The following is a 26,550-nucleotide window of genomic DNA, read 5'->3' as shown; positions in this document are numbered from 1 at the left end:
CGGAGGGACTGACATTTTTCGAGCCGGGGAGTTGTCGGGTTTCTGGGAATCACCCGGGACGGTGAACGTTGAGGCGGTGGCTTTCGGTTGGCCGTGGTCGACCACAATGGTGGGGGCATGTCCGTGCGCCGTGTCGCCGTTGTCCTTGCCCTTGTCAGTGCTCTTGTTCCGGTCGGATCCGCGCAGGCACAGCAACAACCTGTCGAACTTGTCGATGCGCGGACCGAGTACTCCTCGACGTTCGCCAATCCGGATGGCTCCCGCACCTTGATGCTGCACACCGGGCCGGTGCACGTGCGGGACGGTAGCGGCTGGCGGCCGGTTGATCTCACGTTGCGGATGGTCGCGAGCGGGCGGATCGAGCCAGTTGCCCATCCTCGGGCGTTGAGCCTTGGTGGGGCGGGAAGCACGGAGTTGGCACGGATGATGGACGGGGCCGCTCGGGTCAGCCGGCAGTGGCCGACGCCGTTGCCCGCGCCGGTACTGGCGGGCAATCGTGCGACCTATCCGGAGGCACGGCCTGGGCGGGACCTGGTGGTCACGGTGACGCGCAATGGGTTCGCACAGCGGCTGGTGCCCAGTGGCGGTGGGGTCGGGGTGCCGATGGCTGGGAACGGGGTTGACTGGAGTAGTGGGTCGGATCTTGTGGCTGAGCCGGTGAGTGTGTCGCTGGGGCCGGTGCTGGACACCTACGTGCAGAGCAACATCCTGACCGCGCCGATGGGAGATCAGCCGGACGTTCGGGTCGGGACATTCGACGGAGCGATCGTCGCGCGGTCGTTTCTTGGCTGGCAGCTGGCAGGGTTGCGGGGGAAGCAAGTCCGGCGGGCTGAGTTGGAGCTGTGGAACTGGCATTCGTGGTCTTGTCAGCCGAGGGGCTGGCAGGTGTGGGAGACCGGGGTGGCTGACGGGAAGACCGCCTGGAGCCTGCAGCCTGCGTGGTTGCGACAGGTGGCCGGATCGACGAAGACGCTGGGGTACTCGGCGAACTGCCCGGACAGCACGGTCGGGGTGGAGTTGACCGGGCTGGTGCGGGAGTGGGCTGGCGGCGGCGCCGTGTTGGGCGGGCTGGGGTTGCGGGCTGCGGACGAGGGTGATGTGTTCGCGTGGAAGAAGTGGTCGGCCAGTGAAGGTGCCGAGGGGCATCCGCCGCGGCTGGAAGTGACCTACCAGGAGGGATAATCACAATTGACCACTCGGTTCGTGGTCCTGGCCGGATGCGATTACGGTGAGAGACCGTGTCGGAGCATCTTTCATCCGGACCGGTGAGGGAACTGTCGGATCCCTGGCGCGGGAGTGGCACCTCGCAGTTGCCGGCTGTGTCCATCGGGGTGGGCGAGGGTCACCCGGTCGCGGGGGAGCCCTCACTGGTCGAGCGGCCGGCGGTCAACTACGCGGTCAAGGGTTTGGGGCTGGTGGGGGTGGCCATCCTGTCCGGGTTGTTGTGGGTCGCTTTCCAGCCTTCGCTGGTGGTGGGCACGCCGACGACTCCGCCGGGGGTTCCGGCCTACCAGTTCCAAGCGCATGCCGAGCATCGGGACACGGACTGCCGGAAGCGGGCCTACGGGGTCGTCGCCGAGTTCTTGTCGAGTTCGTCGTGCCAGCAGGTGGTGCGTTCGCTGCACACCACGAGCACCGCGGACGGGGCGAAGGTGGTCGTGTCCATCTCGGTGGTGCGGATGGCGGACAGCAAGAGCGCCGCTGAGCTGAACCAACTGGCTTCGCGGGACAAGACCGGCAACGTCACCGATCTGCTCCGCGACGGCTACACCGTGCCGGATGGGCCACGGAAGTTGACCGGGGCGGGGTATGCCTCCACGGTCACCGGGTCCGTGGTCACCATCGTCGAGTCTGACTTCTTCACCGAGGGGCGGGCGGATCTGGACTTGCTCAAGGCGATCAGCACCGACGCGTTGCGGTTCGGCGCGATTATGAGCTGAGCGACGAGGTGGCTGGTCCCGGCTGCGGAGGCGAGTTCGGGTCGCGTTGCGTGTACGTCGCGTTGCATGGACTGGACCGGGCAGGTCGTGGGGCTGGGTGTAGGGCAAGACCGGTGTGGACCATGGTGGCTGGACTAGCTTGCGTGCGCCCTTTGCACACATCCCGGAGTCGTGTCATCGGCTGCGGACGCCGGTTCGTGCATCGTCTGGTTGGCGGCGATGTGGATGACTGTGCGGGCGTCCACGGACCTGCCGGGCGCCCGCCGGCCGTGTGTCAGGTTCCTCCGTCGGCCATCAGGGCTGGCCGGGGAATGGCACCGTGAGCGGTGTCGCGCCTGCTGCCTTGCGCCACCGGGTCGCGCGGACCGCGGCCGAGGTCAGGGCGTCCAGGCTGGATCTGCGCAGGTTCGCGTCCGCGGTGCGTTCCAGCACCGCGCGCCAGGCGGCCGCGGCATCGGTTTCCGCGGTGACCAGCAGGGTGATCGCTGTCGGCTGGTCGGTGACCGGCTGTGGTGGGGCGTAGCCGGGTTCGGCGGCGACCGGAGTGGCGCCCGCGTCGCGGAGCAGGCGTTCGGTGCTGTCGCGGCGGGCCCGGTGCAGGGTGGCGCCCTCGCGGAGCGCGTTTTGCAGCGAGTCCTTCACGAACGCCGTGGCCAGGCCGTATGCCCAGTCCGCGGCGTGTTCGGCGGCCAGGGCGCGTTGCACGGCGGCGAGGGCTTCCGGCTCCATCGTGGCGGTCGTGGCGCTGGGCTGGGGTGAGGTCATGCCAGCACCTCCCGCAGGCTCGCGCAGCAGGCGGCGACCGAGCCGACCAGGCCGGCGCGGTACGTCGGGAGGCCCGCTACCAGGCCTGTCGCCTCCTTCTCCGCGGCGGCCATGGCCTCGCGCAGCGCGGTCAGCGCGGCGGTCTGCTGACCGACGACCGGCGGCGGGGCGGGGTCGCCGGTCGGTGCGCCCGAAGCCGAGGTCGAGAGGCGGGCGGGGCGGACCCGGTCGATCTCCTTCCGCAGGGCCTCGGCGTGCTGCTGACGGTCACCGGCGACGGCACCAGCCTGGGCGGCCAGGCCCTGGTGCGTGGTCGCGGTGGCCTTGGCCAGGGCGATGTCCGTCCTGGCCCGGCTGAGCAGCGCCTCCAGGGGATCGGCTTGCTCAGGGGCCGGTTCGGGAGTGCACGCGCTGGCCAGCGGCAGCGCCGTCACGGCGAGTGCGCCGGCGACGAGCACCCGGCGGCGGCCGATACGCGGGAGGACGGTGGTCACACCGAGTCATCCTGCCAGGCCGCCCGGCGGGCCCGCCGAACCGCACAGTCGGCGACTCAACCGAACGAGCGGTGATCGTCGGGGCCCGGGCACCTCCTCCGACGAGATACGCTGAGCAACCTCGGCCGGTGAAGTGCAGCACCGGACGCGGGACGGCCCTTGCCATCTGCGGGCGCCGCCGCAACCCCCTGCACCGCAGACAAGGAGTGACCACGTGTCCAGCGCGCCGCGCGACGAGCTCGTCGCCCAGCTCGAACCTCTACTGCGGGAGACCGTGCAGCAGGAGGGTTTCGAGCTGGAGGAGCTCGACATCCGGCAGGCGGGACGGCGTCGGCTGGTCAGGGTGGTCGTCGACTCCGACGACGGCATCGGACTGGACGAGATCGCCAAGGTGTCCCGCTCGGTGTCGGCCACTCTCGACGCCAACGACGCGATCCTGGCTAGCGCCTACACCCTCGAGGTCACCTCGCCGGGCATCGACCGGCCGCTCACCCACCCCCGCCACTGGCGGCGCAACCGGCTCCGGCTGGTGAAGGTGCGGCCGATCGAGGGCGCCGAGTACATCGGCCGGGTCGGCCCGGCCGATGAGCACGAGACCGGCGGCGTGGTGCTGCTGGTGAACGACGAGTTGCGCACGGTCGCCTACCGCGAGATGGCCAAGGCCGTCGTCGAGGTGGAGTTCCGCCAGCCGCCCGCCGAAGAACTGATCAAGCTGGACCGTTGCCAGGGCACGGACGGATCGAAGGAGGAGTCGAAGTGAACGTCGATATCGCCGCACTCCGGGCAATCGAACGGGACAAGGACATCCCTTTCGAGACTGTCCTGGACGCCATCGAGACCGCGCTGCTCACCGCGTACAAGCACACCGAGGGCCACGCCCCGCACGCCAGGGTCGACATCGACCGCAAGTCCGGCCTGGTCCGGGTGCTGGCACAGGACCTCGCGCACGACGGGGCCATCGCCCAGGAGTGGGACGACACCCCGGAGGGCTTCGGCCGGATCGCGGCGACCACCGCGCGCCAGGTCATCCTGCAGCGGCTGCGTGACGCCGAGCACGAGAAGACCTTCGGCGAGTTCGCGGCCAAGGAGAACGAACTCGTCGCCGGGGTGGTGCAGCGCGACGCGCGGGCCAACTCCCGCGGCATGGTCGTGGTGCAGATCGGCGACACCGAGGGCGTGCTGCCCCCGGCCGAGCAGGTGCCCGGCGAGGACTACCAGCACGGCAACCGGATCAAGTGCTACGTGGTCGGCGTCTCCCGCGGCATGCGCGGACCGCAGATCACCCTCTCCCGCACCCACCCGCACCTGGTGCGGCGGCTGTTCGCGCTGGAGGTCCCGGAGATCGCCGACGGCACCGTCGAGATCGCCGCGGTCGCCCGCGAGGCCGGTCACCGTTCCAAGATCGCGGTGCGCTCCACCGTGCCCGGGGTCAACGCCAAGGGCGCGTGCATCGGGCCGATGGGCGCCCGGGTGCGCAACGTGATGAGCGAGCTGTTCGGCGAGAAGATCGACATCGTCGACTACTCCGAGGACCCGGCCACCTTCGTCGGCAACGCGCTCTCGCCGGCCAAGGTCGTCGCGGTGCACGTGGTCGACGAACGGGCGAAGACCGCCCGGGTGATCGTGCCGGACTTCCAGCTCTCGCTGGCCATCGGCAAGGAAGGCCAGAACGCCAGACTGGCCGCCCGGCTCACCGGCTGGCGGATCGACATCCGCAGTGACGCGGACCCCGCTGGACCTGGGGCGGGAGCGGCGGCGGCCGGTGCTACGGCATCCGGTTCGGCTGACTGAGCTGGAAGCGTTAGACTCTAACTTGGCGCAACGCTGGGGAGCGGTTTTCGTGCACGAAGGTCCGGTACGGACGTGTGTCGGATGCCGGTCCCGGGCGTTGGCCACTGAGCTGCTGCGATTGGTGGTCGAGGACGATTCGCTCGTTCTCGATCTTCGCCGTAGGTTGCCCGGTAGGGGTGCCTGGTTGCACCCTGATCCGGAATGCCTGCGCCTGGCCGAGCGGCGTCGGGCGTTTCCGCGAGCGTTGCGCGTTCCGGGACCGTTGGACGCGGTCAAGGTCAGGGATCACCTTGACCAGCGAGCTTGAGAATCTTCACCGATGCGAGGACCTCTCGCGTCATGTCCGGAACAAGGAAGCAGGTCGACCCGTCATGAGTCAGCCGTGAAGCTGAAGCCATGAGCGCGTTTCGACGGTAGGCGAGGTCGAGCGGGACTGCCGCTTGGCCTCCAGATAAGGAGACCAGTGCCAGGCAAGGCCCGCGTGCACGAGCTCGCCAAGGAGCTCGGAGTCACCAGCAAGGAAGTACTGAACAAGCTCAAGGAGCTTGGCGAGTTCGTCAAGTCCGCGTCGTCCACCGTGGAAGCCCCCGTCGCCCGCAGGCTTCGGGACTCCCTGGGCGCCACCGACTCCCCGAAGCGCTCCGCTCCGCGACCCACGCCGCCCGCTTCCCGTCCGTCGCCGGCCGAGGGGCAGCCCAAGGCCGCCGGCGAGCAGGCCCGGCCGTCCGCGCCGGTGCCCGGCCCGGCCGCGATGCCGGGTCGTCCCGGCCCAGGCCCCAAGCCCGGCCCGCGTCCGCCGGCCCCCAAGCCGGTCGAGCAGGCTCCGGCCCCCGCGGCGGCGGCCGCACCGGCAGCGGCTCCCGCCCCCGCGGCCCCCAAGCCCCCGCAGCCCAAGCCGGCCCCCAAGGTCGAGCAGCTGCGGGTGGAACAGCCCAAGGTCGAGCAGCCGAAGGCCGACGCGCCCCGGACCGAGCAGCCCAAGGCCGACCGGCCCGCCGCGACTCGTCCCGGCCCGCGCCCCGGCCCCAAGCCGGCGCCGGACGCCGGTGTCGTGCCGCCGAAGCCGCAGTCCCCGAAGCCCGGTCCGCGCGCGCCGCGTCCCGGCAACAACCCGTTCGGTGTCGGCGCCGGTGCGCCGCCCGCACGTCCTTCCAGCCCGCGTCCCGGCTCGCCGGGCGCCATGCCGCCCCGGCCGAGCGACTCGCGGCCCGGCGACGGGCGTCCGTCGCCCGCGCCGCGCGGTGACCGGCCCGCGCCGGGCAGCGGTGGACCGCGTCCGACCCCGGGCAACATGCCGCCTCGGCCCAACCCGGGCATGATGCCGCCCCGGCCGGCTCGTCCGGCAGGTCCCGGCGGCGGTGGCCGTGGTGGCCAGGGCGGTCCCGGTGGCGGCCGTGGCGGCCCCGGTGGCGGCGCTGGTCGTCCCGGTGGTGGCGGCGGTGCCGGTGGCGGCTTCCGTGGCGGCCCCGGCGGTGGCGGTGGCGGCACTGGTCGTCCCGGTGGTGGCGGCGGTGGCGGTGGCTTCCGTGGCGGCCCCGGTGGTGGCGGTGGCGGCGGCGGTTTCCGCGGCGGTCCCGGTGGCGCCCCTGGTGGCGCGCCCGCCGGTGGTGGCGGTGGCTTCCGCGGCCGTCCGGGTGGTCCCGGTGGCCGTGGCGGTGCCGCGGGGGCCTTCGGCCGTCCCGGTGGCCCGGCTCGCCGTGGTCGCAAGTCCAAGCGCCAGAAGCGCCAGGAATTCGACAACATGCAGGCCCCGTCCATCGGCGGCGTGCGTCTGCCGAAGGGCAGCGGCGAGGCCATCCGGCTTCCCCGCGGCGCCTCGCTGACGGACTTCGCCGAGAAGATCGGCGCCAACCCGGCCGCGCTGGTGCAGGTGCTCTTCCACCTCGGTGAGATGGTCACCGCGACTCAGTCCGTCTCCGACGAGGTGCTCGAGCTCCTCGGCTCGGAGATGAACTACCAGGTCCAGGTCGTCAGCCCGGAGGAAGAGGACCGCGAACTGCTGTCCTCCTTCGCGATCACCTACGGCGAGAACGCCGGTGACGAGGAAGACCTCGTCATCCGTCCGCCGGTGGTGACCGTCATGGGTCACGTCGACCACGGTAAGACCCGGCTGCTGGACACGATCCGCAAGACCAACGTCCACGAGGGCGAGGCCGGCGGCATCACCCAGCACATCGGCGCCTACCAGGTGATGACGCAGCTGGACGGCAACGAGCGGCTCATCACCTTCATCGACACCCCTGGTCACGAGGCGTTCACCGCCATGCGTGCCCGTGGTGCGAACTCCACCGACATCGCGGTGATCGTGGTCGCCGCCGACGACGGTGTGATGCCGCAGACGGTGGAGGCGATCAACCACGCCCAGGCGGCCAACGCGCCGATCGTGGTCGCGGTGAACAAGATCGACAAGGAGGGGGCGAACCCCGACAAGATCCGCCAGCAGCTCACCGAATACGGGCTGGTCGCCGAGGAGTATGGCGGCGAGACCATGTTCGTGGACATCTCGGCGCGGCAGGGCATCAACATCGACGGTCTGCTCGAGGCGATCCTGCTCACCGCGGACGCCTCGCTGGACCTGCGGGCCAACCCGGCCATGGAGGCCCAGGGTGTCGCGATCGAGGCGCACCTCGACCGCGGTCGAGGCCCGGTGGCCACGGTCCTCGTCCAGCGCGGCACGCTGCGCGTGGGTGACTCGATCGTCGCCGGTGACGCCTACGGCCGAGTGCGCCGCATGGTGGACGAGCACAACGAGGACGTCACCGAGGCGACTCCGTCGCGTCCGGTGCTGGTCATCGGTCTGACCTCGGTGCCAGGTGCGGGTGACACCTTCTTGGTGGTCGACGAGGACCGCGTCGCCCGGCAGATCGCCGAGCGTCGCCAGGCCCGGATCCGCAACGCGCAGAACGCGGCGAAGCGGAAGCGGATCAGCCTGGAGGACCTGGACTCCGCGCTGAAGGAGACCAACCAGCTCAACCTGATCATCAAGGGCGACAACTCCGGTACCGTCGAGGCGCTGGAAGCCGCTCTGATGAAGATCGAGGTCGGCGACGACGTCCAGCTGCACGTGGTGCACCGCGGCGTCGGTGGTGTCACCGAGAGCGACATCAACCTCGCCACGGCGGAGAACACCATCGTCCTGGGCTTCAACGTCCGGGCCGAGGGCCGCGCCACCGAGCTGGCCAACCGCGAGGGCGTGGAGATCCGGTACTACACCGTGATCTACCAGGCGATCGATGAGATCGAGCAGGCCCTCAAGGGCATGCTCAAGCCGGAGTACGAAGAGGTCCAGCTCGGCCGCGCCGAGATCCGCGACGTCTTCAAGTCCTCCAAGGTCGGCACCATCGCGGGTTGCATGGTGCTCTCCGGTGAGATCAAGCGGAACACCAAGGCCCGGCTCCTCCGCGACAACAACGTCATCGCGGAGAACCTGCCGATCTCGACGCTGCGCCGGTTCAAGGACGACGTCACCGAGGTCCGCGAGGGCTTCGAGTGTGGTCTGACGCTCGGCAACTACTCCGACCTCAAGGTCGAGGACATCATCGAGACCTACGAGATGCGGGAGAAGCCGCGCAACTGAGGTTGTGGCGGGCCCGGACCGACCCCAAGTCGGTCCGGGCTCGCGCCCATCGACTTACCCACTGGTGATGCCATTTGTACGTCGGGTCGCTGGAACTCGACATCCTGCTCGGCGACGTGCAGTCGCTGAAGCAGAAGCGGTCGCTGGTCCGTCCGGTGATCGCGGAGATCCGCCGCAAGTTCGAGGTGTCCGCCGCTGAGGCCGGACATCTGGACCTGCATCGCCGTGCCCTCGTCGGGGTGGCCGTGGTGGCCGCGGACGCGGGGCACATCCGGGATGTGCTCGACGCCTGTGAACGGATGGTCGCCGGGCGCCCCGAGCTGGAGCTGTTGTCGGCGCGCCGGCGCGTGCACGGACCGGACGACGACGAGTAACAAGACAGGCAAGACCCGAGAAAGGGAGTGAGCGCCGTGGCCGACCAGGCCCGCGCCCGCAGGCTGGCCAAGCGGATCGCCCAGATCGTGGCCTCCGCGATCGAGCACCAGATCAAGGATCCGCGACTGGCGAAGGTGACCATCACCGACGCCAAGGTGACCGGAGACCTGCGCGACGCCACCGTGTACTACACCGTCCTCGGCGACACCGTGGACGCACCGCCGGACCTCGCCGGTGCGGCGGCCGCCCTGGCCAGCGCGACCGGTGTGCTCCGGTCGCTGGTCGGGCAAGGCACCGGGGTGCGGTTCACCCCGACCCTGGCCTTCATCGCCGACACCGTGCCGGACACCGCACGGCAGATGGACGAGCTGCTGACCAAGGCCAGGGAAGCCGATGCCGAGGTCGCCCGCCTCGCCTCCGGCGCCAGCCCCGCCGGTGACGCCGACCCGTACCGCGCACCGCGCGAGGCGGACGAGGACGAAGCCGAGGGCCCGGCCGAGGCGACTGCCGCCGAGCCGGCCGACGGTGAGCTTCGCCACCGCTGACCAGCCCGGATATCGCCGGAAGGTATGGACGTGACCTGGGGTTGTGGGCGAGGCTGACCCCTTGAGGTCAGCTACAACAGCAGGATTGTCGCGGAGGTGAGCGCCCTGGCCGGCGAACGTGGAGCGGTGGCCCCACTCGAGTTCGAGGTGGCGGCGGCCGCCCGGCTGCTGGCCGACGCCACCGACGTCACCCTGCTCGGACATGTCAACCCGGACGCCGACGCCCTGGGCAGCGCCCTGGCCCTCGGTCTTGCCCTGCACCGCCTGGGCAAGACCGTCCGGGTGTCCTTCTCCACGCCGGACCGCGCACCAGACGCGTTGGTCGCACTGGACACCGAGCACCTGCTGGTCCCGCCGTCGCAGGTGCCCGAGTCGCCACCGGTGCTGGTCGCCATGGACACCGGCAGCCTCGCCCGCCTCGGCTGGCTGGGCGAACGCGTTCCGAAGATCATCGCCGCAGGCGGCCAGGTCGTGGTCATCGACCACCACGCCTCCAACACCCGCTACGGCACCCACCACATCGTCGACGACCGAGCCGAGTCCACCACCGTCCTGGTCCTGCGCCTCCTGGACGAAATGGGCATCACCCCGGACCCCGACATCGCCCGCTGCCTCTACGCCGGCCTGGTGACCGACACCAGCTCCTTCCGCCGCGCCCGCCCCCACACCCACGAGCTGGCCGCCCGCCTGCTCGCGGCGGGCGTGGACGCCGAAGCCACAGCCCGCCCGTTGATGGACAACCACCCTTTCGCCTGGCTGGGCATGCTCTCGACGGTCCTGGGCGGCGCCCGGCTGGAACCCGACGGCGCCCGCGGGTTCGGGCTGGTGCACGCGGCGGTGCGGTTGCGCGACGTGGCCGGCCTGCGCAGCGAGGACGTGGACAGCGTCGTCGACGTGGTGCGCAGCACCGCGGAAGCCGAGGTGGCGGTCGTGTTCAAGGAGATCGGCGACCACGAGTGGTCGCTGTCCATGCGCGCGGTCGGCCGGGTCAATGTGGGCGCGGCGGCCCAGGCACTGGGTGGCGGCGGACACCGGCTGGCGGCCGGCTGCACGATGCGAGGCGCACTGGACGAGGTGCTCGACGAGGTGCGCGCGGCACTCAACGCGGCCCCGCTGCTGTAGCCGGACCAAGCACGACCAGTTCAGCGGCGACGAGGCCCAGCCACGACCGAGACGGACGCAACCGAGACGGACGCAACCGAGACGGACGCAACCGAGACGGACGCAACCGAGACGGGCGCGGCGAGCGAGAAGGCCGGGATCTGGCTGCTGCCGTGGTTTGTGAGCCGAACGTGAGAACGCCACCGTGGGACGCAGCGTGTCGTGTGGACGGGCGGAAGGCAGGAATCACGCCGGGCTAAGGCAGGTTGCCTCCGGTCGGTGCGCGGTGCGCGGTGCGCGGTGCGCGGTGCGCGGTGCGCGGTGCGCGGTGCGCGGTGCGCGGTGCGCGATGGCGGAGTGCGCTCGAATGTGGTTGCGACGGTGGCGCAGACGTGGATCGCACACTTGATGGCCGTCGCTTCGACCTCGTTGCCGCCATACGCCCGCTGTTGATGCTCCCTGGATCGCTGGATGTGGGTGCGAGCAGTACTCAACTTGGCGCGATTGTTCAGCCGAAATCCGATTGGACGAGACGGCTCACTGATTAACCGCGTCTAGGTGTCACCGCTGTTCAGGTGCGCTGTCGAGCGCGGAACGCGGCCACATGAACCCGATTGGCACAGCGAGCCGAGCAGAAGCGTTTGGCGCGATTCGTCGACGTGTCCACGAAGTACGTGGCGCAGTCCTGGGCGGCGCAGTGGCCCCACCGATCCAGACCATGGCGGACGACTGCTTGGGCCAGGCCCCAGGCTGCGGCCGCGGCTACTTCCTGAGCAGGTGGGGCGTCGGGTTCGGCTACGTGGATGTGCCAGTTGGGGGCTTCGCCGCTGCTGTGGCCGGACAGGCGGGGGCGGGGCGGGTGGGTGGCCAGCAGGGTGTTCACGGTGGTCAGGACGGCGTCCGCGTCGTCGTTGACCGCGGCGTCCAGGGCCATGCGGAGGGTGGTGGCGACGGTGCGGAGGGCCTCCAGGTCCGTCTCGGTGGTGCGGTCGGCCCACCAGGGCTCGTCGTGCAGGGCGGCGCGGAGGTCGGCCAGATCGGCCAGGCTCGCGTTGGCGAGGCGGAGGGCTACGTCGAGGTAATCGGCGTTGTCCATTGTCGGTCCTTACGTCTACGCTGCCATGCGTCAGGGGTCAAATAGCTAACAGCACCTTACCGGGAGGTTGCCGTGGACCAGGTGCCGTTGCGGCGGGTGCTCTCGCTGGCGTTGCCCGCGTTGCTGGTGCTCGCCGCGGAACCGCTGTACCTCCTGGTCGACACGGCGGTGGTCGGGCGGCTTGGCGCGGTGCCGCTGGCCGCGCTCGCGGTGGGTGGCGTGGTGCTCGCGCAGGTCTCGACGCAGCTGACCTTCCTCTCCTACGGGACCACCGCTCGGGCCGCCCGGTTGCACGGCGCGGGGCGGCGGGCGGACGCGGTCGCGGAGGGTGTGCAGGCGACCTGGCTGGCGTTGTTGCTGGGTGCGGGGCTGGTGCTGGTCGGGCAGGTGTTCGCGGGGCCGGTGGCGCGGTTGCTCGCGGGGGAGGGGCCGGTCGCGGATTCGGCCGTCTCCTGGTTGCGGATCGCGTTGTTCGGGGCGCCGTTGATCCTGGTCACGATGTCCGGCAACGGATGGATGCGCGGGGTGCAGGAGACCGCGCGACCGATGCGGTACGTGCTGTTCGGCAACGCGCTCTCCGCCGTGATCTGCCCGGTGTTCGTGCACGGACTCGGTGAGTTCGACGGGTGGGGGCTGGAGGGCTCCGCGATCGCCAACGTGCTCGCCCAGGCCATCTCGGCCGTGCTGTTCCTGCGGGCGCTGGTGGTGGAGCGGGTGCCGTTGCGGCCGCACTGGCGGGGCATGCTCGCGCAGCTCGGGTTGGGACGTGACCTGGTGTTGCGCAGTCTCGCCTTCCAGGCGTGTTTCGTCTCCGCGGCGGCGGTGGCGGCGCGGACCTCGGCGGCGACCGCGGCGGCGCATCAGGTGGTGTTGCAGCTGTGGACGTTCCTGGCGCTGGTGCTGGACTCGCTGGCTATCGCGGCGCAGTCGCTGGTCGGGGCGGAGCTGGGTGCGGGGCGGGCGGAGCGGGCGAAGGCGCTGGCGGGGCAGATGATCCGCTACGGGCTGGTGTTCGGGATCGCGCTCGGGGTGCTGTTCGCGGCGTTGTCCGGGGTGCTGCCGGGGGTGTTCACGCCGGATGCCGGCGTGCTCGCCGAGGTGCCGCACGCGTGGTGGTTCTTCGTGCTGTTGCAGCCGGTGGCGGGCGTGGTGTTCGCGCTGGACGGGGTGCTGCTCGGGGCGGGGGACGCGGCGTTCCTGCGGACCGCGACCCTGTTGTCGGCGGCGCTCGGTTTCCTGCCGTTGGTGTGGGCGTCGATGGTCTTCGGCTGGGGGCTGCTCGGAATCTGGACCGGGCTCAGCGCGTTCATGGTGTTGCGGCTCGCCGCGGTGTTGTGGCGGGCCGGCAGCGGGCGCTGGGCAGTGGTGGGCGCCGTGCGGGACTGACACGGTGCTGACCTGCGACGGAGCCGTGCGGCGCCGGTTCGCGCACGCCTGTGGGCCAGGCCACGTCTCGGGTTGATAACGCTTACGGGTGATCATCCGATGTCTAAGGTGGGCCAGCGTCGGCCGCCCCCATTCCGACCTCTCACTCACTGTTCTTCGCTGTTCCCTGGAGGGTTTCCTTGTCGGCCGAGCGTGCCCGCCGTCAGGCGTGGCTGGTCTGGTCCATCGCGGTAGTCGTTTACGTGGCGGCGGTCTTCCACCGCACCTCGCTCGGGGTCGCCGGACCCCAGGCCGCCGAGCGCTTCGGCGTCGGTCCGGCCGCGCTCGGTGTCTTCACCGTGCTGCAGATCGGCGTCTACGCCGCCATGCAGATCCCCACCGGCCTGCTGGTCGACCGCTTCGGGCCGCGGCGGGTGCTCACCGCGGCCGCGGTGCTCATCGGCGCCGGACAGATGCTGTTCGCGCTCGCTGACTCCTACCCGCTCGCGCTCTCCGCCCGCGCCGTGCTCGGCTGCGGTGACGCGATGACCTGGGTCAGCCTGCTCCGCCTGATCGCCGGGCACTTCCCCGCGCGCAAGTACGCCGTGGTCGTCTCGATCTCCGCCGCGCTCGGCGGCGCGGGCAACCTGGCCTCGACCATGCCGCTGACCGTGCTGCTGGACAACGTCGGCTGGACCCTGACCTTCCTCATCGGCGGCGGTCTGACCACCGCCTACGCCGCGCTGGCCGGCACCAGGCTGCGGGATGTGCCCGAGGGCACGCCCGCCCCGGCCACCGACCCGGTGCCGCTGCGCTCGGTCGGTCGTTCGGTGGCCGCGGCCTGGCGGATCCCGGGCACCCGGCTCGGGTTCTGGGTGCACTTCTCTACCATGTTCGCCCCGGCCGTGCTCGGCCTGCTCTGGGGTTTCCCGTACCTGACCGAGGCGCAGGGACTGAGCCCGCACGTGGCCAGCGCGATGCTCGGGGTGCTGGTGATCGGCGCGATCGTCGGCGGGCCGTTGTTCGGCGCGCTCATCGGCCGCCGGCCCGAACTGCGCATGCCGCTGGTCGTCGGCTTTCTCGCCGCCGCCGTGCTGACCTGGGTGGTGCTGCTGGGCTGGCCCGGCGGACAACCGCCGATCGCGCTGGTCGTGATCGCGCTGGTGGTGCTCTCGCTGGGCGGACCGGCCTCCACGGTCGCCTTCGCGCTGGCCCGCGACTACAACTCGCTGCGCACCGTCGGCACCGCGACCGGGCTGGTCAACGTGGGCGGCTTCAGCGCGACCACGGTCGCCGCGCTCAGCGTCGGGCTGCTGCTGGAGGTGGCCGCGCCACTGGGCCCGGCGGCCAAGTTCCAGGTCGCGTTGTCGGCGATTCTGCTGGTGCTGCTCTTCGGCACCTGGCGGACCGCGGTGTGGTGGCGACGTGCTCGCGCGGTCGTGCTCGCCGCCGCGGCCAGGGGCGAGGAGGTGCCGGTCCAGCTGCGCGCGCGGCGCTGGGACGACCTCGCCGCCGTGCCCGTGCCCGCCGCTGCCTAGGATCGCGCCTCGTGACCCGAGCTGAACGCGCCTCACGTCCCCCCGTGCCACCCGGTCTCGTCGTGGTGGACAAGCCGAGCGGGATGACCTCCCACGACGTCGTCGCGCGGGTGCGCCGGATCATGGGCACCCGCAAGGTCGGGCATGCGGGCACGCTGGACCCGATGGCCACCGGCGTGCTCGTGCTCGGCATCGAACGCGCCACCAAACTGCTCGGCCACCTGGCCCTGGACACCAAGGCCTACCTCGCCTGCATCCGCCTCGGCGCCGCCACCACCACCGACGACGCCGAGGGCGAGGTGACCTCCGCCGCCGACGCGTCCGAGGTGGCCGAGGACGCGGTGCGCGCGGAGATCGCCAAGCTCACCGGCGACATCCTGCAGGTGCCCAGCTCGGTCAGCGCGGTCAAGATCGACGGCCAGCGGGCCTACGCGCGGGTGCGCGCGGGCGAGGAGGTCGTGCTGGAGCCGCGGCCGGTCACCGTGGCCCGCTTCGACCTGCTCAACCTGCGCCGCGAGGGCGAGTTCACCGACCTGGACGTGCTGGTCGAGTGCTCCTCCGGCACCTACGTGCGTGCGCTGGCCCGCGACATCGGCCGCGAACTCGGCGTCGGCGGCCACCTCAACGCGTTGCGCCGCACCCGGGTCGGCCCGTTCGGCCTGGCCGTGGCGCGCACGCTGGCGCAGCTGGAGGAGGAACCGCAGCTCAGCCTGGACCTGGACGCCGCGGTCGCCGCCGCCTTCCCGCGCTGCGACGTCGACGCCACCGCGGCCTCCGCGCTCGCGCATGGCGGCGCGCTGCCCGCGGCGGGCATCGACGGCACCTACGGGGTGTTCGCGCCCTCCGGGAAGGTGATCGCGCTCGCCAAGGACAACGCCGGCCGGGCCAAGCCGCTCGTGGTGCTCGCGCCCTCCGGCTGAACATCGCCCAGTCCGGCTGACGATCACCGGGCCCCGTAGGCTCGCCTCGTGCAACGCTGGCGCGGACTGGACAACCTGCCTGGAGGCTGGGGACGTTGTGTGCTGACCGTCGGGGTCTTCGACGGGGTGCACCGCGGTCACCAGCAACTCATCGCCCGAGCCGTGGAACTGGCCAAGCAACGTGGCCTGCCGAGCGTGGTGATGACCTTCGACCCGCACCCGTCCGAGGTGGTCCGGGCCGGTAGTCATCCGGCCCAGCTGACCACCCTCGCGCGGCGGGCCGACCTGGTCGAGCAGCTCGGCGTGGACGTGTTCTGCGTGCTGCCGTTCAGCCCGGACATCTCCCGGGTGCCCGCGGATGAGTTCGTGCACGAACTGCTGGTCGAGCGGCTGCACGTGGCCGCGGTGGTGGTCGGAGAGAACTTCCGCTTCGGCCACCGCGCGGCCGGGGACGTCGAGCTGCTGCGCTCGCTGGGCGCGCGGTTCGGGTTCGTCGCCGAGGGCGTGCGGTTGCTCGCCGAGGACTCGGTCACCTTCTCCTCCACCTACATCCGGGCCTGCATCGACGCTGGTGACGTCGACGCCGCGGCCGCCGCGCTGGGCAGGCCGCACCGGCTGGAGGGCATCGTGGTGCGCGGTGACCAGCGTGGCCGGCTGCTCGGTTTCCCGACCGCCAACCTCTCCAGTCAACTGCATTCCGCAGTGCCTGCCGACGGTGTGTACGCGGGGCGGCTGGTGCACGTGGGCCACGTCAGCCACGGGGTGCCCGGACAGGTGCGCTCGCTGCCCGCGGCCATCTCGGTGGGCACCAATCCGACCTTCTCCGGGCGGGAGCGCCGGGTGGAGGCCTACGTGCTCGACATCAACGAGGACCTCTACGGCGAACGCGTCGCGCTCGACTTCGTGCACCGGCTGCGCGCCACCGAACGCTACGACAACGTCGACGCGCTCATCGCGCAAATGCACCTGGACGTCGCGGAGACGCGGAAGCTGCTCACGAACGAGTGAACCCACCGCGGGTGCACTTGCGAACGCCTCGGCGGTTCGTGCCGGTCCCGGCCGTCCGACCTGGCAGGATTCAAGCCGCTGAACGCAGGTCGCCGGGGACCGAGCCAACTGGGAGTGCAATAGCAGTGGAGGAACAGAAGATCGTCCAGCGTAACCTCGCGCTGCAGCGCGAGTGGTACGGCGAACCGCTGGGAGACCGGGTCCGGCGGCTCGTGGTGGCCTACGACATCTCCCAGGCGCAGCTGGCCGACGTGCTCGGCATCAGCGCGCCCATGCTCAGCCAGGTCATGAGCGGACGACGGGCGAAGATCGGCAACCCCTCGGTGCTCGCCCGGATGGTCATGCTGGAGCGGCGGGTGCTGACCCCCGGTGTCGCCGCCGGTGAGAAGGCCGCCATCGACGAGGCGCTGGTGCAGGTCCGCGACTCCCGGCCCAAGGTGAGCATGGACACCCTGCCGGTGGACGAGGGCCGCGCCGAGCAGACCGCGCTCAACCGGCTGCGCGATCTGGCGGTGGCCGAGGAACTCAGCGGCGCGGCCGATCTGCTGGCCGGTCGCTACCCGGCGCTGGCCGATCTGCTGCGGCGGGCCGCGGAGGAGTCCTGAGCCAGGCCAGGCTGTTCACCGCGCTCTGGCCGCCGGCGGAGGTGCTCGGTCATCTCGCCGAGGGGATCGGCCCGCTCGACGGGGTCGGTCCGGGGGTGCGTGCCGAGCCCGTCGAACGGTGGCACCTCACGCTGTGCTTCCACGGCCCGGACTCGATCGAGGATCGGACCAGCGCGCTAACTGGACAGTTACGCGGACTGCGCGCGCCGCGACTGCGGATCGGCGGCTGGGGCGAGTTCCGCGGCGTGCTCTGGGCCGGGATCCAGTACGCGAGCCCGGCCGACGAAGCGGCGCTGCGCGCGCTCGCGCTGGCCGCGGGCGCCGACCCGGAGCGGTACACCCCGCACCTGACCTTGCTGCGCTTCGCCGGGGACCGCCCGGAAATGCGTTCGCTGACCACCCGGTTGGCCGACTACACTGGGCCGTGGTGGACGCCAGCGGAGGTAGATCTGGTCCGCAGTGACCGGACCCCGCGTGGTCCCAGCTATCACTCTGTGGCGCGGCTCGCCCTGACCGGCTGAGACGCACTGCGCCGAACGGCTGCTACCCTCAATCTTTGGGTCCGGCTGCGTTCCGTGGCGGCCGGTACCGTCCAACCCCCGCCGGATGGGCGAGGGGTCCGCACGGAACGAGCGAAGTACAGGAGTAACACGCGTGGCACTGTCCACTGACCAGAAGAAGACCATCCTCGGCGAGTACGGCACCCACGAGTCGGACACCGGCTCGCCGGAGGCGCAGGTCGCCCTGCTGAGCAAGCGCATCAGCGGGCTCACCGAGCACCTCAAGACCCACAAGCACGACCACCACTCGCGTCGCGGGCTGCTGCTGATGGTCGGCCGCCGTCGTCGCCTGCTCGACTACTTGAAGAAGAGCGACATCGAGCGCTACCGAGCGCTGATCGCTCGCCTCGGCCTGCGCCGATGAGTTGACACCGAGGGGGAGCGGCCGAGCCGCTCCCCCTCGGTTCATCCCGATCGCGTCCCGCAGACCGGGCGCGAACAGGCTGGATGCAGTAGAAAGCCAGCCAGACCCCACAGGGGCCCGCGCCGTCCCAGGCAGCGGAAGTGCGGACGCCGGTCCTCGGTAGTGGTTCCCGGGCAGGATGCCCGGGAGCTTCGATCGAAGACCGGCAGACATTCGTCGCGACACTTCCGCCGGGACAGCCGCGTGGTGGCCCTACACAGAGAGAACCAAAGAGGAGTAACCACGTGACCGATGTCGAGATCTACGAATCGACCGCTGTTCTGGACAACGGGAAGTTCGGCTCCAGGACCGTTCGGTTCGAGACCGGCCGCCTGGCCCGTCAGGCCGCGGGCAGCGTCGTCGCCTACCTGGACGACGACACCATGCTGCTCTCCGCCACGACGGCGTCCAAGCACCCCAAGGACCACCTCGACTTCTTCCCGCTGACGGTGGACGTCGAGGAGCGCATGTACGCCGCGGGCCGCATCCCCGGCTCGTTCTTCCGCCGCGAGGGCCGTCCCTCCACCGACGCGGTGCTCACCTGCCGGCTGATCGACCGCCCGCTGCGCCCGTCCTTCGTGGACGGTCTGCGCAACGAGATCCAGGTCGTCGTCACCGTGATGAGCCTGGCCCCGACCGACCTGTACGACGTGCTGGCGATCAACGCCGCCTCCGCGTCCACCCAGCTCGCGGGCCTGCCCTTCTCCGGGCCGATCGGTGGCACCCGGGTCGCCCTGATCGAGGGCCAGTGGGTCGCCTTCCCGACCTACGAGCAGCTCGAGAACGCCGTGTTCGACATGGTCGTCGCGGGCCGCATCGTCGGTGACGACGTCGCGATCATGATGGTCGAGGCCGAGGCCACCGAGAAGACCATCGAGCTGGTCGCCGGTGGCGCCGCCGCGCCGACCGAGGAGATCGTCGCGGCCGGCCTGGAGGCCGCCAAGCCGTTCATCCGGGCGCTGTGCGAGGCCCAGCAGGAGCTGGCCGCCGACGCCGCCAAGGCCACCGCCGACTACCCGGTCTTCCTCGCCTACGAGGCCGACGTCTTCGCCGCGGTCGAGGGCGTTGTCGCCGCCGACCTGACCCAGGCGCTGACCATCGCGGACAAGCAGGAGCGCGAGGCCCGCCTGGACGAGCTGAAGGCCAAGGTGCTCGACTCGCTCGTGCCCGACGCCGACGCCGAGTTCGCCGGCCGGGAGAAGGAGATCGGCGCGGCCTTCCGCTCGCTGACCAAGAAGTCGGTGCGCCAGCGCATCCTGCGCGATCAGGTCCGCATCGACGGCCGTGGCGTCAGTGACATCCGCAGCCTCGGCGCCGAGGTCGCGGTCATCCCGCGTACCCACGGCTCCGCGCTGTTCGAGCGCGGCGAGACCCAGATCCTGGGTGTCACCACGCTGAACATGCTGCGCCTTGAGCAGCAGATCGACTCGCTCTCGCCCGAGACGCACAAGCGCTACATGCACCACTACAACTTCCCGCCGTACTCCACCGGTGAGACCGGCCGGGTGGGCTCGCCCAAGCGGCGCGAGATCGGTCACGGCGCGCTGGCCGAGCGGGCGCTGATGCCCGTGCTGCCCACCCGCGAGGAGTTCCCCTACGCGATCCGCCAGGTCTCCGAGGCGCTGGGCTCCAACGGCTCCACCTCGATGGGCTCGGTCTGCGCCTCCACCATGTCGCTGTTCAACGCCGGTGTGCCGCTGAAGGCGCCGGTCGCGGGCATCGCCATGGGCCTGGTCTCCGATGAGGTCGACGGCAAGACGCGCTACGTCGCGCTGACCGACATCCTCGGCGCCGAGGACGCCTTCGGCGACATGGACTTCAAGGTCGCGGGCACCAAGGAGTTCATCACCGCGCTCCAGCTGGACACCAAGCTCGACGGCATCCCCTCCGACGTGCTCGCCGGCGCGCTCGACCAGGCCCGCGACGCGCGGCTCACCCTGCTGGAGGTCATGGCCGAGGCCATCGACCGCCCGGACGAGATGAGCCCGTACGCCCCGCGGGTGACCTCGGTGACCATCCCGGTCGACAAGATCGGCGAGGTGATCGGGCCGAAGGGCAAGATGATCAACTCGATCACCGACCAGACCGGCGCCGACATCTCCATCGAGGACAACGGCACCATCTACGTCGGGGCCGCGGACGGTCCGTCCGCCCAGGCCGCGATCGACATGATCAACGCCATCGCCAACCCGCAGCTGCCGAAGGTCGGCGAGCGCTTCCTGGGCACCGTGGTCAAGACCGCGGCCTTCGGCGCGTTCGTCTCGCTGCTGCCGGGCAAGGACGGCCTGGTGCACATCTCCAAGCTGGGCAACGGCAAGCGGATCAACAAGGTCGAGGACGTGGTCAAGGTCGGTGACAAGCTCCGGGTGGAGATCGCCGACATCGACCAGCGCGGCAAGATCAGCCTCGTCGTGGTGAACGAGGAGGACGCCGCCAAGGCCGACACCGGGGCCGAGGCAGGCGCCGAGGGTGCCGCCACCCCGGAGCCGGCTGACGCGTGACGTCGCGGAACAACAGGGCAGGGGGCGCTTCCGGCGCCCCCTGCGCCGTATCGGAGGGCTTTGTGACCGAGGTGTTGGAGCGCACCTCGGAGGACTGCGCAGTGCAGCGCACCATGCTGCCGGGCGGCCTCCGGGTGATCACCGAACAACTGCCCGGCGTGCGTTCGGCGTCCGTGGGGATCTGGGTGGCCATCGGCTCCCGGGACGAGCCGCAGGAGGTCGCGGGAGCCGCGCACTACCTGGAGCACCTGCTGTTCAAGGGCACCAAGCGGCGCAACGCGGTGCAGATCGCCGAGGAGATCGACGCGGTCGGCGGCGAGCTGAACGCGTTCACCGCCAAAGAGCACACCTGCTACTACGCGCACGTGCTCGACGCGGATCTGCCGCTGGCGGTGGACCTGGTCGGTGACGTGGTCTTCGACGCGGTGTGCGCCGACGCGGACATGGAACTCGAGCGCGGCGTGGTCCTGGAAGAGATCGCCATGCGCGATGACGATCCCGAGGACCTGCTGCACGAGGCGTTCTGCACGGCCATGCTCGGCGACCACCCGCTGGGGCGGCCGGTGCTCGGCTCCGAGGAGTCGATCACCGCGATGAGCCGGGACGCGCTCTACGGCTTCTACCGGGACAACTACACGCTGCCCCGGATGGTGCTGGCCGCGGCCGGCAACGTGCGGCACGAGCAGGTGCTGGAGCTGGCGCAGACCGCGCTCGGCGACCGGCTCACCGGCAACCCGGCGCCGCTGCCGCCGCGGGTCGGCACCGCGGAGATCATCCGTGGGCAGAAGCTGGTGCTGTGCGAGGACGACACCGAGCAGGCGCACCTGATGCTCGGCGTGCCCGCGCTGGACCGGCATGACGACCGGCGCTTCGCCCTGGGCGTGCTCAACGCGGCACTGGGCGGCGGGATGAGTTCCCGGCTGTTCCAGGAGGTCCGGGAGCGGCGCGGGCTGGCGTACTCGGTGTACTCCTCGGTCGCTGCCTACGCCGACACCGGGCACCTCGCGGTGTACGCGGGGTGCCAGCCGGAGCGGCTCGGCGCGGTCGCGGGCGTGGTGCGTTCGGTGCTGACCGGCATCGCCAAGGACGGGCTGCGGCCCGCCGAGGTGGCCAGGGGCAAGGGGCAGCTGCGCGGCGGGCTGGTGCTGGGGCTGGAGGACACCAGTTCCCGGATGTCCCGCATCGGCAAGGGCGAGCTGAACTACGGCGATCACCTGACTGTGGAGGAGACCCTCGCGCGGATCGACTCGGTGACCGCCGAGCAGGTGGCCGAACTCGCACGTGAATTGCTGGCCCGCCCGCTCAGCGCCGCGGTGGTGGGGCCGTACGCTTCTGCCGACGATTTGCCCACCGAAGTGCACGAGGTGATCGCATGACGGCCCCTGCCCAGCCAGCGGGACGCGGCGCCGAGGAGCCGATTCGCGTCGGGGTGCTCGGCGCACGCGGCCGGATGGGCGCCGAGGTGTGCCGCGCGGTGGACGCCGCGCGGGACATGGAACTGGTCGCCATGGTCGACGAGGGCGACTGGCTGGCCGGTGTCGGCGACGCTGGCGCCGAGGTGGTGGTGGACTTCACCCACCCCAGCGCGGTGATGGACAACGTCCGCTTCTGCGTTGAACGCGGCATCCACTGCGTGGTGGGCACCAGCGGCTTCAGCGATCAGCGGCTGGAGGAGATCCGCGGCTGGCTGCGGGAGAAGCCGGAGCTGGGCGTGCTGGTGGCGGCGAACTTCGCCATCGGCGCGATCCTGTCGATGCGCTTCGCCGAACTGGCCGCGAAGTACTACGAGTCGGTGGAGATCGTCGAGCTGCACCACGCGCGCAAGGCCGACGCGCCCTCCGGCACCGCGCACCGCACCGCCCAGCTCATCGCCGCGGCCCGGGTCAAAGCGGGCATGGGGGCTATTCCGGACGCCACCACGCAGGAGCAGGACGGCGCGCGCGGCGCGGAGGTCGACGGCATCCGGGTGCACTCCCTGCGGCTGTCCGGCCTGGTCGCGCACCAGGAGGTGCTCTTCGGCACGGCGGGGGAGACGCTGACGATCCGGCACGATTCGCTGGACCGCAGCTCCTTCATGCCGGGTGTCCTGCTGGGCATCCGCTCAGTGCGCACCCGCCCCGGCCTGACCCTCGGCCTGGAATCCCTGCTCGACCTGTGAACGCCCGCAGAGTCGCCTACATCCTCACCGCGGTGCTCGCGGTGTACCTGGTGCTACTGGCCGAACGCGCCTACACCCTGGTCACCTCGGGCACCGCCGTGGCCTTCATCCTGGGCCTGGCCATCCTGATCCTGCCGATCCTGGGTGCCTGGATGGTCCTGGCCGAGCTGCGTTTTGGCAGCCGCACGGAGGCGCTGGCCCGTCGACTGGACGAGGCCGGTGAGCTGCCCGACATCAGCGACCTGCCGCGACGACCGTCGGGCCGGGTGGAACGAGACGCGGCGGACGCCTGGTTCGCCGAGCGCAAGGCCGAGGTGGACGCGGCGCCCACGGATTGGCGCGGCTGGTTCAAGCTCGCGCAGGCCTATGACATCGCCGGGGATCGGCGGCGGGCGCGTGAGTCGATGCGCAAGGCCATCGAGCTGGGCAACACCTGACCGCTGGGCAACACCTGACCGCTGGATAACGCCCGGCTGCTGGGCTATGTCCGGCCGCTTGTGCGCGCCCGACCGGACGTGATCGTTCGACGGCTGGTGATCGTCCGACCCCTCGGGGCTTACGCGCCCTCCGGCCTCAGAACAGCCAGCCGCTGACCAGAGCCGGTGCCGCAGCCAGCGCCGCGAAGCGGGCGAAGCGGCCGATCAGGCAGGCCGAGACGAAGTTCAGCAGGGACACCCTGGCGACCCCGGCGATCACCGCGATCGCGGCGTAGGGCGGCACACTCGCGGTCGCGCTCAGCAGCATCACCGAGTACGACCAGCCCGGTCGGCGGGCGCACACTTCGCGGAAGCGGTCCACGTGCGCGCTCCACTTGCCCTTGGGGCGGTCCGGATCGCGTTCGCGGCGCAGGAACTTCGGCAGGGTGATGTCGCCGCGGCCCGCGTAGAAGTACAGCAGTTTGCCCGCCACCTGGCCGACGGCCACCACCAGACCCATCGCCCACCAGGGCAGTTGCGGCTGGGCCAGCACCACGGCGAGCACGTACGCCTCGAGCACGATGATGGGGATCAGCGCCGAGGCGATGCCCATGCCCAGGCTCAGCGCCAACCACATCAGCACACCGCGCTCCCGCCTCGTCGGGCGCCAGCGTACCCGTGAGCTGCGGCGACTTACTCCACCAGGGACAACTCCAGAGAACCCGTCAGCCGGAGTTCACGCAGCGGCCTGCCGCCGGCGTCCAGGGTGCGGATGGTGCCGTCGGTGTCCCAGCCCGCGGAGCGGAAGAACTTCAGCGACGCCTGGTCCGCCTCGGCCACCCAGGTCACCCCGCGCTGGGCGCCCTGCTCCCGGAGCCGGGCGGCGGCCGTGGCCAGCAGGCGGCCGGCATGGCCACGGCGGCCCCAGCGGGGCTCCACCAGCAGCACGCTGACCAACGCGGTCGAATCGGCGTCCACCGGCAGCGCGCCGTCTGCGGCGGCGATCTCCTCGGTGGGGGCCGGACCGGCGGCGCAGAAGCCGACCACCCACTCGCCCTCGGTGGCCACCAGCACCGTGGCCGGGCCCGCGGTGACCGCCTCCAGCCACAGCCGTTCGGTCTCCTCGGCATCCAGCCCGGCCAGCACCTCGGCGGGCAGGATCGCCGCGTAGGCGGTCTGCCAGGTGACCTGTTGGATGCGGGCGATCTCGGCGGCGTCAGTGGGGAGTGCGGGCCGGACGGCGGCGTCTGCCATGCGAGACAACCTAGCCGGTTGCCTGCCGCGATATAACTTAGGCAAGGCTAGCCAAAGCAAGATCACACTCCTGGGGGTTGTCTTGACCGAGGTGCCCGACACCGAGAACTCCGCCGTCGCGCCGCGTTCGCCCGGCGAGCTGCTGCCGATCGCCTACGGCTTCGCCTACACGCACGTGCTGCGCGTGGCACTCGAACTGCGGCTGCCCGAACTGCTCGCCGAGCGCCCCCGCGAGATCGCCGAACTCGCGACCGCGACGAGATCGCACGAGCCGTCGCTGTACCGCCTGAGCCGGTTGCTGATCGCCTTCGGGCTGATCGAGGAGCACGACGGCCTGCTGCGGCTCAGCGAACTCGGCCAGTACCTGCGCGCCGACGTGCCCGGCTCGGCCCGCGGCGCCGTCGACCTCGCCCTCGATCCGGTGCTCAGCCACGCCTGGACCGAACTCGGTCACACCGTGCGCACCGGCGAGACCGCCTTCGACCACGTGCACGGCCACGGGCTGTTCCGGCACCTGGACGCGGATCCGGCCGCCGCGGCCGCCTTCCACCGGGTGATGGCGGGCTCGACCCGGGTGGTCGTGCCCGCCGTGGTCAGCGCCTACGACTTCGGGCCGCTGCGCACCTTGATCGACGTCGGCGGCGGGGACGGCACCCTGCTTGCCGCGCTGCTGTCGGCCTACCCGGCACTGCGCGGCACCGTCTTCGACACCGCGGCCGCGGTCGGCGCCGCGACCGGCGTGTTCGCCGCGGCGGCGGTGGCCGACCGCGCCGACACCCAGGCCGGGGACTTCTTCGTCTCGGTGCCCGAGGGCGCGGGCGGGTACCTGCTCAAGAGCATCCTGCACGACTGGTCGGACGCGGACTCAGTGCGGATCCTGCGCAACTGCCGCGCCGCGATGCGCCCGGACGGACGGGTGCTCGTGGTCGAACCGGTGGTCGCCGAGGATCCGGCCGGGGCGGGCGGGTTGCACGCGGCGATGAGCGATATCCAGATGCTCGTGCTCACTCCCGGCCGGGAGCGCACGCTGGCCGAGTTCGCCCGGGTGTTCGCCGACAGCGGGCTGGTCCTCGTCGGGGTGCACCCGCTGCCGGGCTCGCCCGCGCTGCGCCTGTTGGAGGCGCAGGCCGCCTGAGCCGGGGGTGGTGACGGACGCGGGCCCGCGCGCCCGCGTCCGTCACCGTGACGAAAAGTCGTGCGGGTCACACTCCGGAGATCTGCTTGATCCAGGTGCGGAGGCCGGTGATGTCGGCGTAGCCGCCGAACCCGTCGTTCTGGGTAGGCTTGTGGCCGATCGAGCACACGCCGACCTGCACCCCGTTGACGATGATCGGACCGCCGGAGTCACCGCCGGCGACCTCGCCGTTGTTGCGCACGCAGATCAGCGTGTTGTCCCCGGCGCAGCCCAGCGAGGCGACGCTGCCGGTGGCGAACTTGAGGTTCTCCGGCAGCGGGCCGGACCAGTCGGACTTGTCCGCACCCCAGCCGTAGATGGTGTCGGCGGATCCGACCCGCACCGAGCCTGCCGCGCCGAGCCGCGAGTAGGTGGTGTTGATGTCCCGGTCGAGCTGCACCAGGCTCACGTCGTTGCGGCCGCTGTAGTTGACCAGGCGGGTGGCCTTGGCGGTCTGGCCGCCACTGCTGCGCTTGAGCGAGCCGACCCGGACGGTGAAGTTGGCGACCGGGCGCTGGGTGCAGTGCCGCGCGGTGAGCACCCAGCGCGGCGCGATGATCGAGGCGGTGCAGGTGTGGCTGCCGTTGTAGGCCAGCGAGACGATCCAGGGGATGTTCTGGGTGACGGTGCCGCCGCGGACGATGAACGGCTCGGCGTCGCCGGCGGCCGGCGGGGCGGCGGCGGTGTCGGGGGCCAGGGGGTGGGCGATGGTGGGGTTGTCAGCGGCGGCCGTGGTGGAGCCGGTGGTGGTGGAGTCAGCGGTGGTGGACTCGGTGGTGGCGGCGGAGTTGGTGGCGTCGGCGGTCGTGCCAGGGGTGGCGGTGGCGGCTGGACTGGCGGTGGCCGCGGTCGCGCAGATGAACAGGGCGAGCACGGCGGCGCGCAGGAGCTTGGTCGTTCCTCGCATGGTGGGTCCTTCGCAGGGATGGTCACGCACAGGGATGCGGCGGCGGTAGCCTGGCCG

General features: G+C 71.2%; 27 protein-coding genes. 21 read left to right on the top strand and 6 right to left on the bottom strand.

Going from position 1 to position 26,550, the window contains the following annotated elements:
- Positions 1-117 precede the first annotated feature (117 nt).
- Together ACTOWY_RS06580 and ACTOWY_RS06575 are read left to right on the top strand one after the other, a co-directional pair.
- Positions 118-1,182, top strand: coding sequence for a DNRLRE domain-containing protein (locus ACTOWY_RS06580; RefSeq protein ID WP_441308696.1), 1,065 nt, complete (start codon positions 118-120; stop codon positions 1,180-1,182).
- 137 nt (positions 1,183-1,319) lie between these two features.
- Positions 1,320-1,940: a hypothetical protein gene (locus ACTOWY_RS06575; protein WP_441308695.1), complete on the top strand. Its 621-nt coding sequence runs from the start codon at positions 1,320-1,322 to the stop codon at positions 1,938-1,940.
- 294 nt (positions 1,941-2,234) lie between these two features.
- Here the strand turns inward: ACTOWY_RS06575 and ACTOWY_RS06570 are convergent, their stop codons facing one another.
- Positions 2,235-2,705: a ferritin-like domain-containing protein gene (locus ACTOWY_RS06570; RefSeq protein ID WP_441308694.1), complete on the bottom strand. Its 471-nt coding sequence runs from the start codon at positions 2,703-2,705 to the stop codon at positions 2,235-2,237.
- The gene (locus ACTOWY_RS06565; protein WP_441308693.1) at positions 2,702-3,199 is read right to left on the bottom strand and encodes a hypothetical protein; all 498 of its coding nucleotides are present in this window, start codon (positions 3,197-3,199) and stop codon (positions 2,702-2,704) included. Before ACTOWY_RS06565 ends, ACTOWY_RS06570 begins: the two co-directional genes overlap by 4 nt.
- A 214-nt stretch (positions 3,200-3,413) precedes the next feature.
- Between ACTOWY_RS06565 and rimP the strand changes: the two genes are divergently transcribed.
- The 7 genes from rimP (at position 3,414) to ACTOWY_RS06530 (ending at position 10,609) form a co-directional block, all read left to right on the top strand.
- Complete coding sequence (gene rimP / locus ACTOWY_RS06560) at positions 3,414-3,959, top strand: ribosome maturation factor RimP (protein WP_441308692.1); 546 nt, start codon at positions 3,414-3,416, stop codon at positions 3,957-3,959.
- Positions 3,956-4,990, top strand: a complete 1,035-nt coding sequence (nusA, locus tag ACTOWY_RS06555) for a transcription termination factor NusA (RefSeq protein ID WP_441308691.1) — start codon at positions 3,956-3,958, stop codon at positions 4,988-4,990. The genes rimP and nusA overlap by 4 nt, the downstream gene beginning before the upstream one ends.
- Positions 4,917-5,297, top strand: coding sequence for a YlxR family protein (locus tag ACTOWY_RS06550; protein WP_441308690.1), 381 nt, complete (start codon positions 4,917-4,919; stop codon positions 5,295-5,297). The genes nusA and ACTOWY_RS06550 overlap by 74 nt, the downstream gene beginning before the upstream one ends.
- A gap of 156 nt (positions 5,298-5,453) precedes the next feature.
- The gene (gene infB / locus ACTOWY_RS06545; RefSeq protein ID WP_441308689.1) at positions 5,454-8,567 is read left to right on the top strand and encodes a translation initiation factor IF-2; all 3,114 of its coding nucleotides are present in this window, start codon (positions 5,454-5,456) and stop codon (positions 8,565-8,567) included.
- Between the two features lie 74 nt (positions 8,568-8,641).
- A complete protein-coding gene (locus ACTOWY_RS06540; RefSeq protein ID WP_247760428.1) occupies positions 8,642-8,941 on the top strand; it encodes a DUF503 domain-containing protein in 300 nt (99 codons plus the stop codon).
- A gap of 36 nt (positions 8,942-8,977) precedes the next feature.
- The gene (gene rbfA, locus ACTOWY_RS06535) at positions 8,978-9,487 is read left to right on the top strand and encodes a 30S ribosome-binding factor RbfA (protein WP_441308688.1); all 510 of its coding nucleotides are present in this window, start codon (positions 8,978-8,980) and stop codon (positions 9,485-9,487) included.
- A 126-nt stretch (positions 9,488-9,613) separates the two neighbouring features.
- Positions 9,614-10,609, top strand: coding sequence for a DHH family phosphoesterase (locus ACTOWY_RS06530; protein WP_441308687.1), 996 nt, complete (start codon positions 9,614-9,616; stop codon positions 10,607-10,609).
- A 550-nt stretch (positions 10,610-11,159) separates the two neighbouring features.
- Here the strand turns inward: ACTOWY_RS06530 and ACTOWY_RS06525 are convergent.
- Positions 11,160-11,684, bottom strand: a complete 525-nt coding sequence (locus ACTOWY_RS06525) for a CGNR zinc finger domain-containing protein (protein WP_441308686.1) — start codon at positions 11,682-11,684, stop codon at positions 11,160-11,162.
- Between the two features lie 72 nt (positions 11,685-11,756).
- On the opposite strand from ACTOWY_RS06525, the gene ACTOWY_RS06520 reads away from it, so the two are divergent.
- The 11 genes from ACTOWY_RS06520 to ACTOWY_RS06470 all read left to right on the top strand — a co-directional run bounded on the left by ACTOWY_RS06520 (position 11,757) and on the right by ACTOWY_RS06470 (position 23,179).
- The gene (locus ACTOWY_RS06520; RefSeq protein ID WP_441308685.1) at positions 11,757-13,070 is read left to right on the top strand and encodes an MATE family efflux transporter; all 1,314 of its coding nucleotides are present in this window, start codon (positions 11,757-11,759) and stop codon (positions 13,068-13,070) included.
- A 179-nt stretch (positions 13,071-13,249) separates the two neighbouring features.
- The gene (locus ACTOWY_RS06515) at positions 13,250-14,587 is read left to right on the top strand and encodes an MFS transporter (protein ID WP_441308684.1); all 1,338 of its coding nucleotides are present in this window, start codon (positions 13,250-13,252) and stop codon (positions 14,585-14,587) included.
- 11 nt (positions 14,588-14,598) lie between these two features.
- A complete protein-coding gene (gene truB / locus ACTOWY_RS06510; RefSeq protein WP_441308683.1) occupies positions 14,599-15,507 on the top strand; it encodes a tRNA pseudouridine(55) synthase TruB in 909 nt (302 codons plus the stop codon).
- A gap of 48 nt (positions 15,508-15,555) precedes the next feature.
- A complete protein-coding gene (locus ACTOWY_RS06505) occupies positions 15,556-16,515 on the top strand; it encodes a bifunctional riboflavin kinase/FAD synthetase (RefSeq protein WP_441308682.1) in 960 nt (319 codons plus the stop codon).
- 125 nt (positions 16,516-16,640) lie between these two features.
- Complete coding sequence (locus tag ACTOWY_RS06500; protein WP_247760421.1) at positions 16,641-17,120, top strand: helix-turn-helix transcriptional regulator; 480 nt, start codon at positions 16,641-16,643, stop codon at positions 17,118-17,120.
- Between the two features lie 41 nt (positions 17,121-17,161).
- A complete protein-coding gene (locus ACTOWY_RS06495) occupies positions 17,162-17,641 on the top strand; it encodes a 2'-5' RNA ligase family protein (RefSeq protein WP_441308681.1) in 480 nt (159 codons plus the stop codon).
- Between the two features lie 133 nt (positions 17,642-17,774).
- Positions 17,775-18,044: a 30S ribosomal protein S15 gene (gene rpsO, locus ACTOWY_RS06490; protein WP_185008807.1), complete on the top strand. Its 270-nt coding sequence runs from the start codon at positions 17,775-17,777 to the stop codon at positions 18,042-18,044.
- Between the two features lie 284 nt (positions 18,045-18,328).
- On the top strand, positions 18,329-20,584 hold the full coding sequence (locus ACTOWY_RS06485) for a polyribonucleotide nucleotidyltransferase (RefSeq protein ID WP_441308680.1): 2,256 nt from the start codon (positions 18,329-18,331) through the stop codon (positions 20,582-20,584).
- A 113-nt stretch (positions 20,585-20,697) separates the two neighbouring features.
- Complete coding sequence (locus ACTOWY_RS06480) at positions 20,698-21,960, top strand: M16 family metallopeptidase (protein WP_441308838.1); 1,263 nt, start codon at positions 20,698-20,700, stop codon at positions 21,958-21,960.
- Positions 21,957-22,742 (top strand): 4-hydroxy-tetrahydrodipicolinate reductase, encoded by a 786-nt coding sequence (dapB, locus tag ACTOWY_RS06475; RefSeq protein WP_441308679.1) that lies wholly within the window; start codon positions 21,957-21,959, stop codon positions 22,740-22,742. The genes ACTOWY_RS06480 and dapB overlap by 4 nt, the downstream gene beginning before the upstream one ends.
- The gene (locus tag ACTOWY_RS06470; RefSeq protein ID WP_441308678.1) at positions 22,739-23,179 is read left to right on the top strand and encodes a hypothetical protein; all 441 of its coding nucleotides are present in this window, start codon (positions 22,739-22,741) and stop codon (positions 23,177-23,179) included. Before dapB ends, ACTOWY_RS06470 begins: the two co-directional genes overlap by 4 nt.
- A gap of 136 nt (positions 23,180-23,315) precedes the next feature.
- Here ACTOWY_RS06470 and ACTOWY_RS06465 read toward each other — a convergent pair whose 3' ends face one another.
- Positions 23,316-23,795: a VTT domain-containing protein gene (locus ACTOWY_RS06465; protein ID WP_441308837.1), complete on the bottom strand. Its 480-nt coding sequence runs from the start codon at positions 23,793-23,795 to the stop codon at positions 23,316-23,318.
- 56 nt (positions 23,796-23,851) lie between these two features.
- A complete protein-coding gene (locus ACTOWY_RS06460; protein WP_441308677.1) occupies positions 23,852-24,412 on the bottom strand; it encodes a GNAT family N-acetyltransferase in 561 nt (186 codons plus the stop codon).
- A 91-nt stretch (positions 24,413-24,503) separates the two neighbouring features.
- Here ACTOWY_RS06460 and ACTOWY_RS06455 point away from each other — a divergent pair, with 91 nt between their 5' ends.
- Positions 24,504-25,547 carry a methyltransferase gene (locus tag ACTOWY_RS06455; RefSeq protein ID WP_441308836.1) on the top strand — a complete coding sequence of 348 codons (1,044 nt, stop codon included), beginning with the start codon at positions 24,504-24,506 and terminating at the stop codon, positions 25,545-25,547.
- 67 nt (positions 25,548-25,614) lie between these two features.
- Here ACTOWY_RS06455 and ACTOWY_RS06450 read toward each other — a convergent pair whose 3' ends face one another.
- A complete protein-coding gene (locus tag ACTOWY_RS06450) occupies positions 25,615-26,493 on the bottom strand; it encodes a S1 family peptidase (RefSeq protein ID WP_441308676.1) in 879 nt (292 codons plus the stop codon).
- Positions 26,494-26,550 lie beyond the last annotated feature (57 nt).

Source organism: Crossiella sp. CA198, assembly GCF_052078295.1.
Taxonomy (GTDB): domain Bacteria; phylum Actinomycetota; class Actinomycetes; order Mycobacteriales; family Pseudonocardiaceae; genus Crossiella.
The sequence above is the reverse complement of the archived record's forward strand: the minus strand, read 5'-3'. Positions and strand labels throughout refer to the sequence as shown.

Excerpts from the sequence above, each read along its gene's own strand:
- ACTOWY_RS06580 (WP_441308696.1), top strand. The coding sequence starts at position 118 with ATGTCCGTGCGCCGTGTCGCCGTTGTCCTTGCCCTTGTCAGTGCTCTT.
- ACTOWY_RS06570 (WP_441308694.1), bottom strand. The coding sequence starts at position 2,705 with ATGACCTCACCCCAGCCCAGCGCCACGACCGCCACGATGGAGCCGGAA.
- ACTOWY_RS06525 (WP_441308686.1), bottom strand. The coding sequence starts at position 11,684 with ATGGACAACGCCGATTACCTCGACGTAGCCCTCCGCCTCGCCAACGCG.
- ACTOWY_RS06480 (WP_441308838.1), top strand. The coding sequence starts at position 20,698 with ATGCTGCCGGGCGGCCTCCGGGTGATCACCGAACAACTGCCCGGCGTG.
- dapB (WP_441308679.1), top strand. The coding sequence starts at position 21,957 with ATGACGGCCCCTGCCCAGCCAGCGGGACGCGGCGCCGAGGAGCCGATT.
- ACTOWY_RS06465 (WP_441308837.1), bottom strand. The coding sequence starts at position 23,795 with ATGTGGTTGGCGCTGAGCCTGGGCATGGGCATCGCCTCGGCGCTGATC.
- ACTOWY_RS06460 (WP_441308677.1), bottom strand. The coding sequence starts at position 24,412 with ATGGCAGACGCCGCCGTCCGGCCCGCACTCCCCACTGACGCCGCCGAG.
- ACTOWY_RS06450 (WP_441308676.1), bottom strand. The coding sequence starts at position 26,493 with ATGCGAGGAACGACCAAGCTCCTGCGCGCCGCCGTGCTCGCCCTGTTC.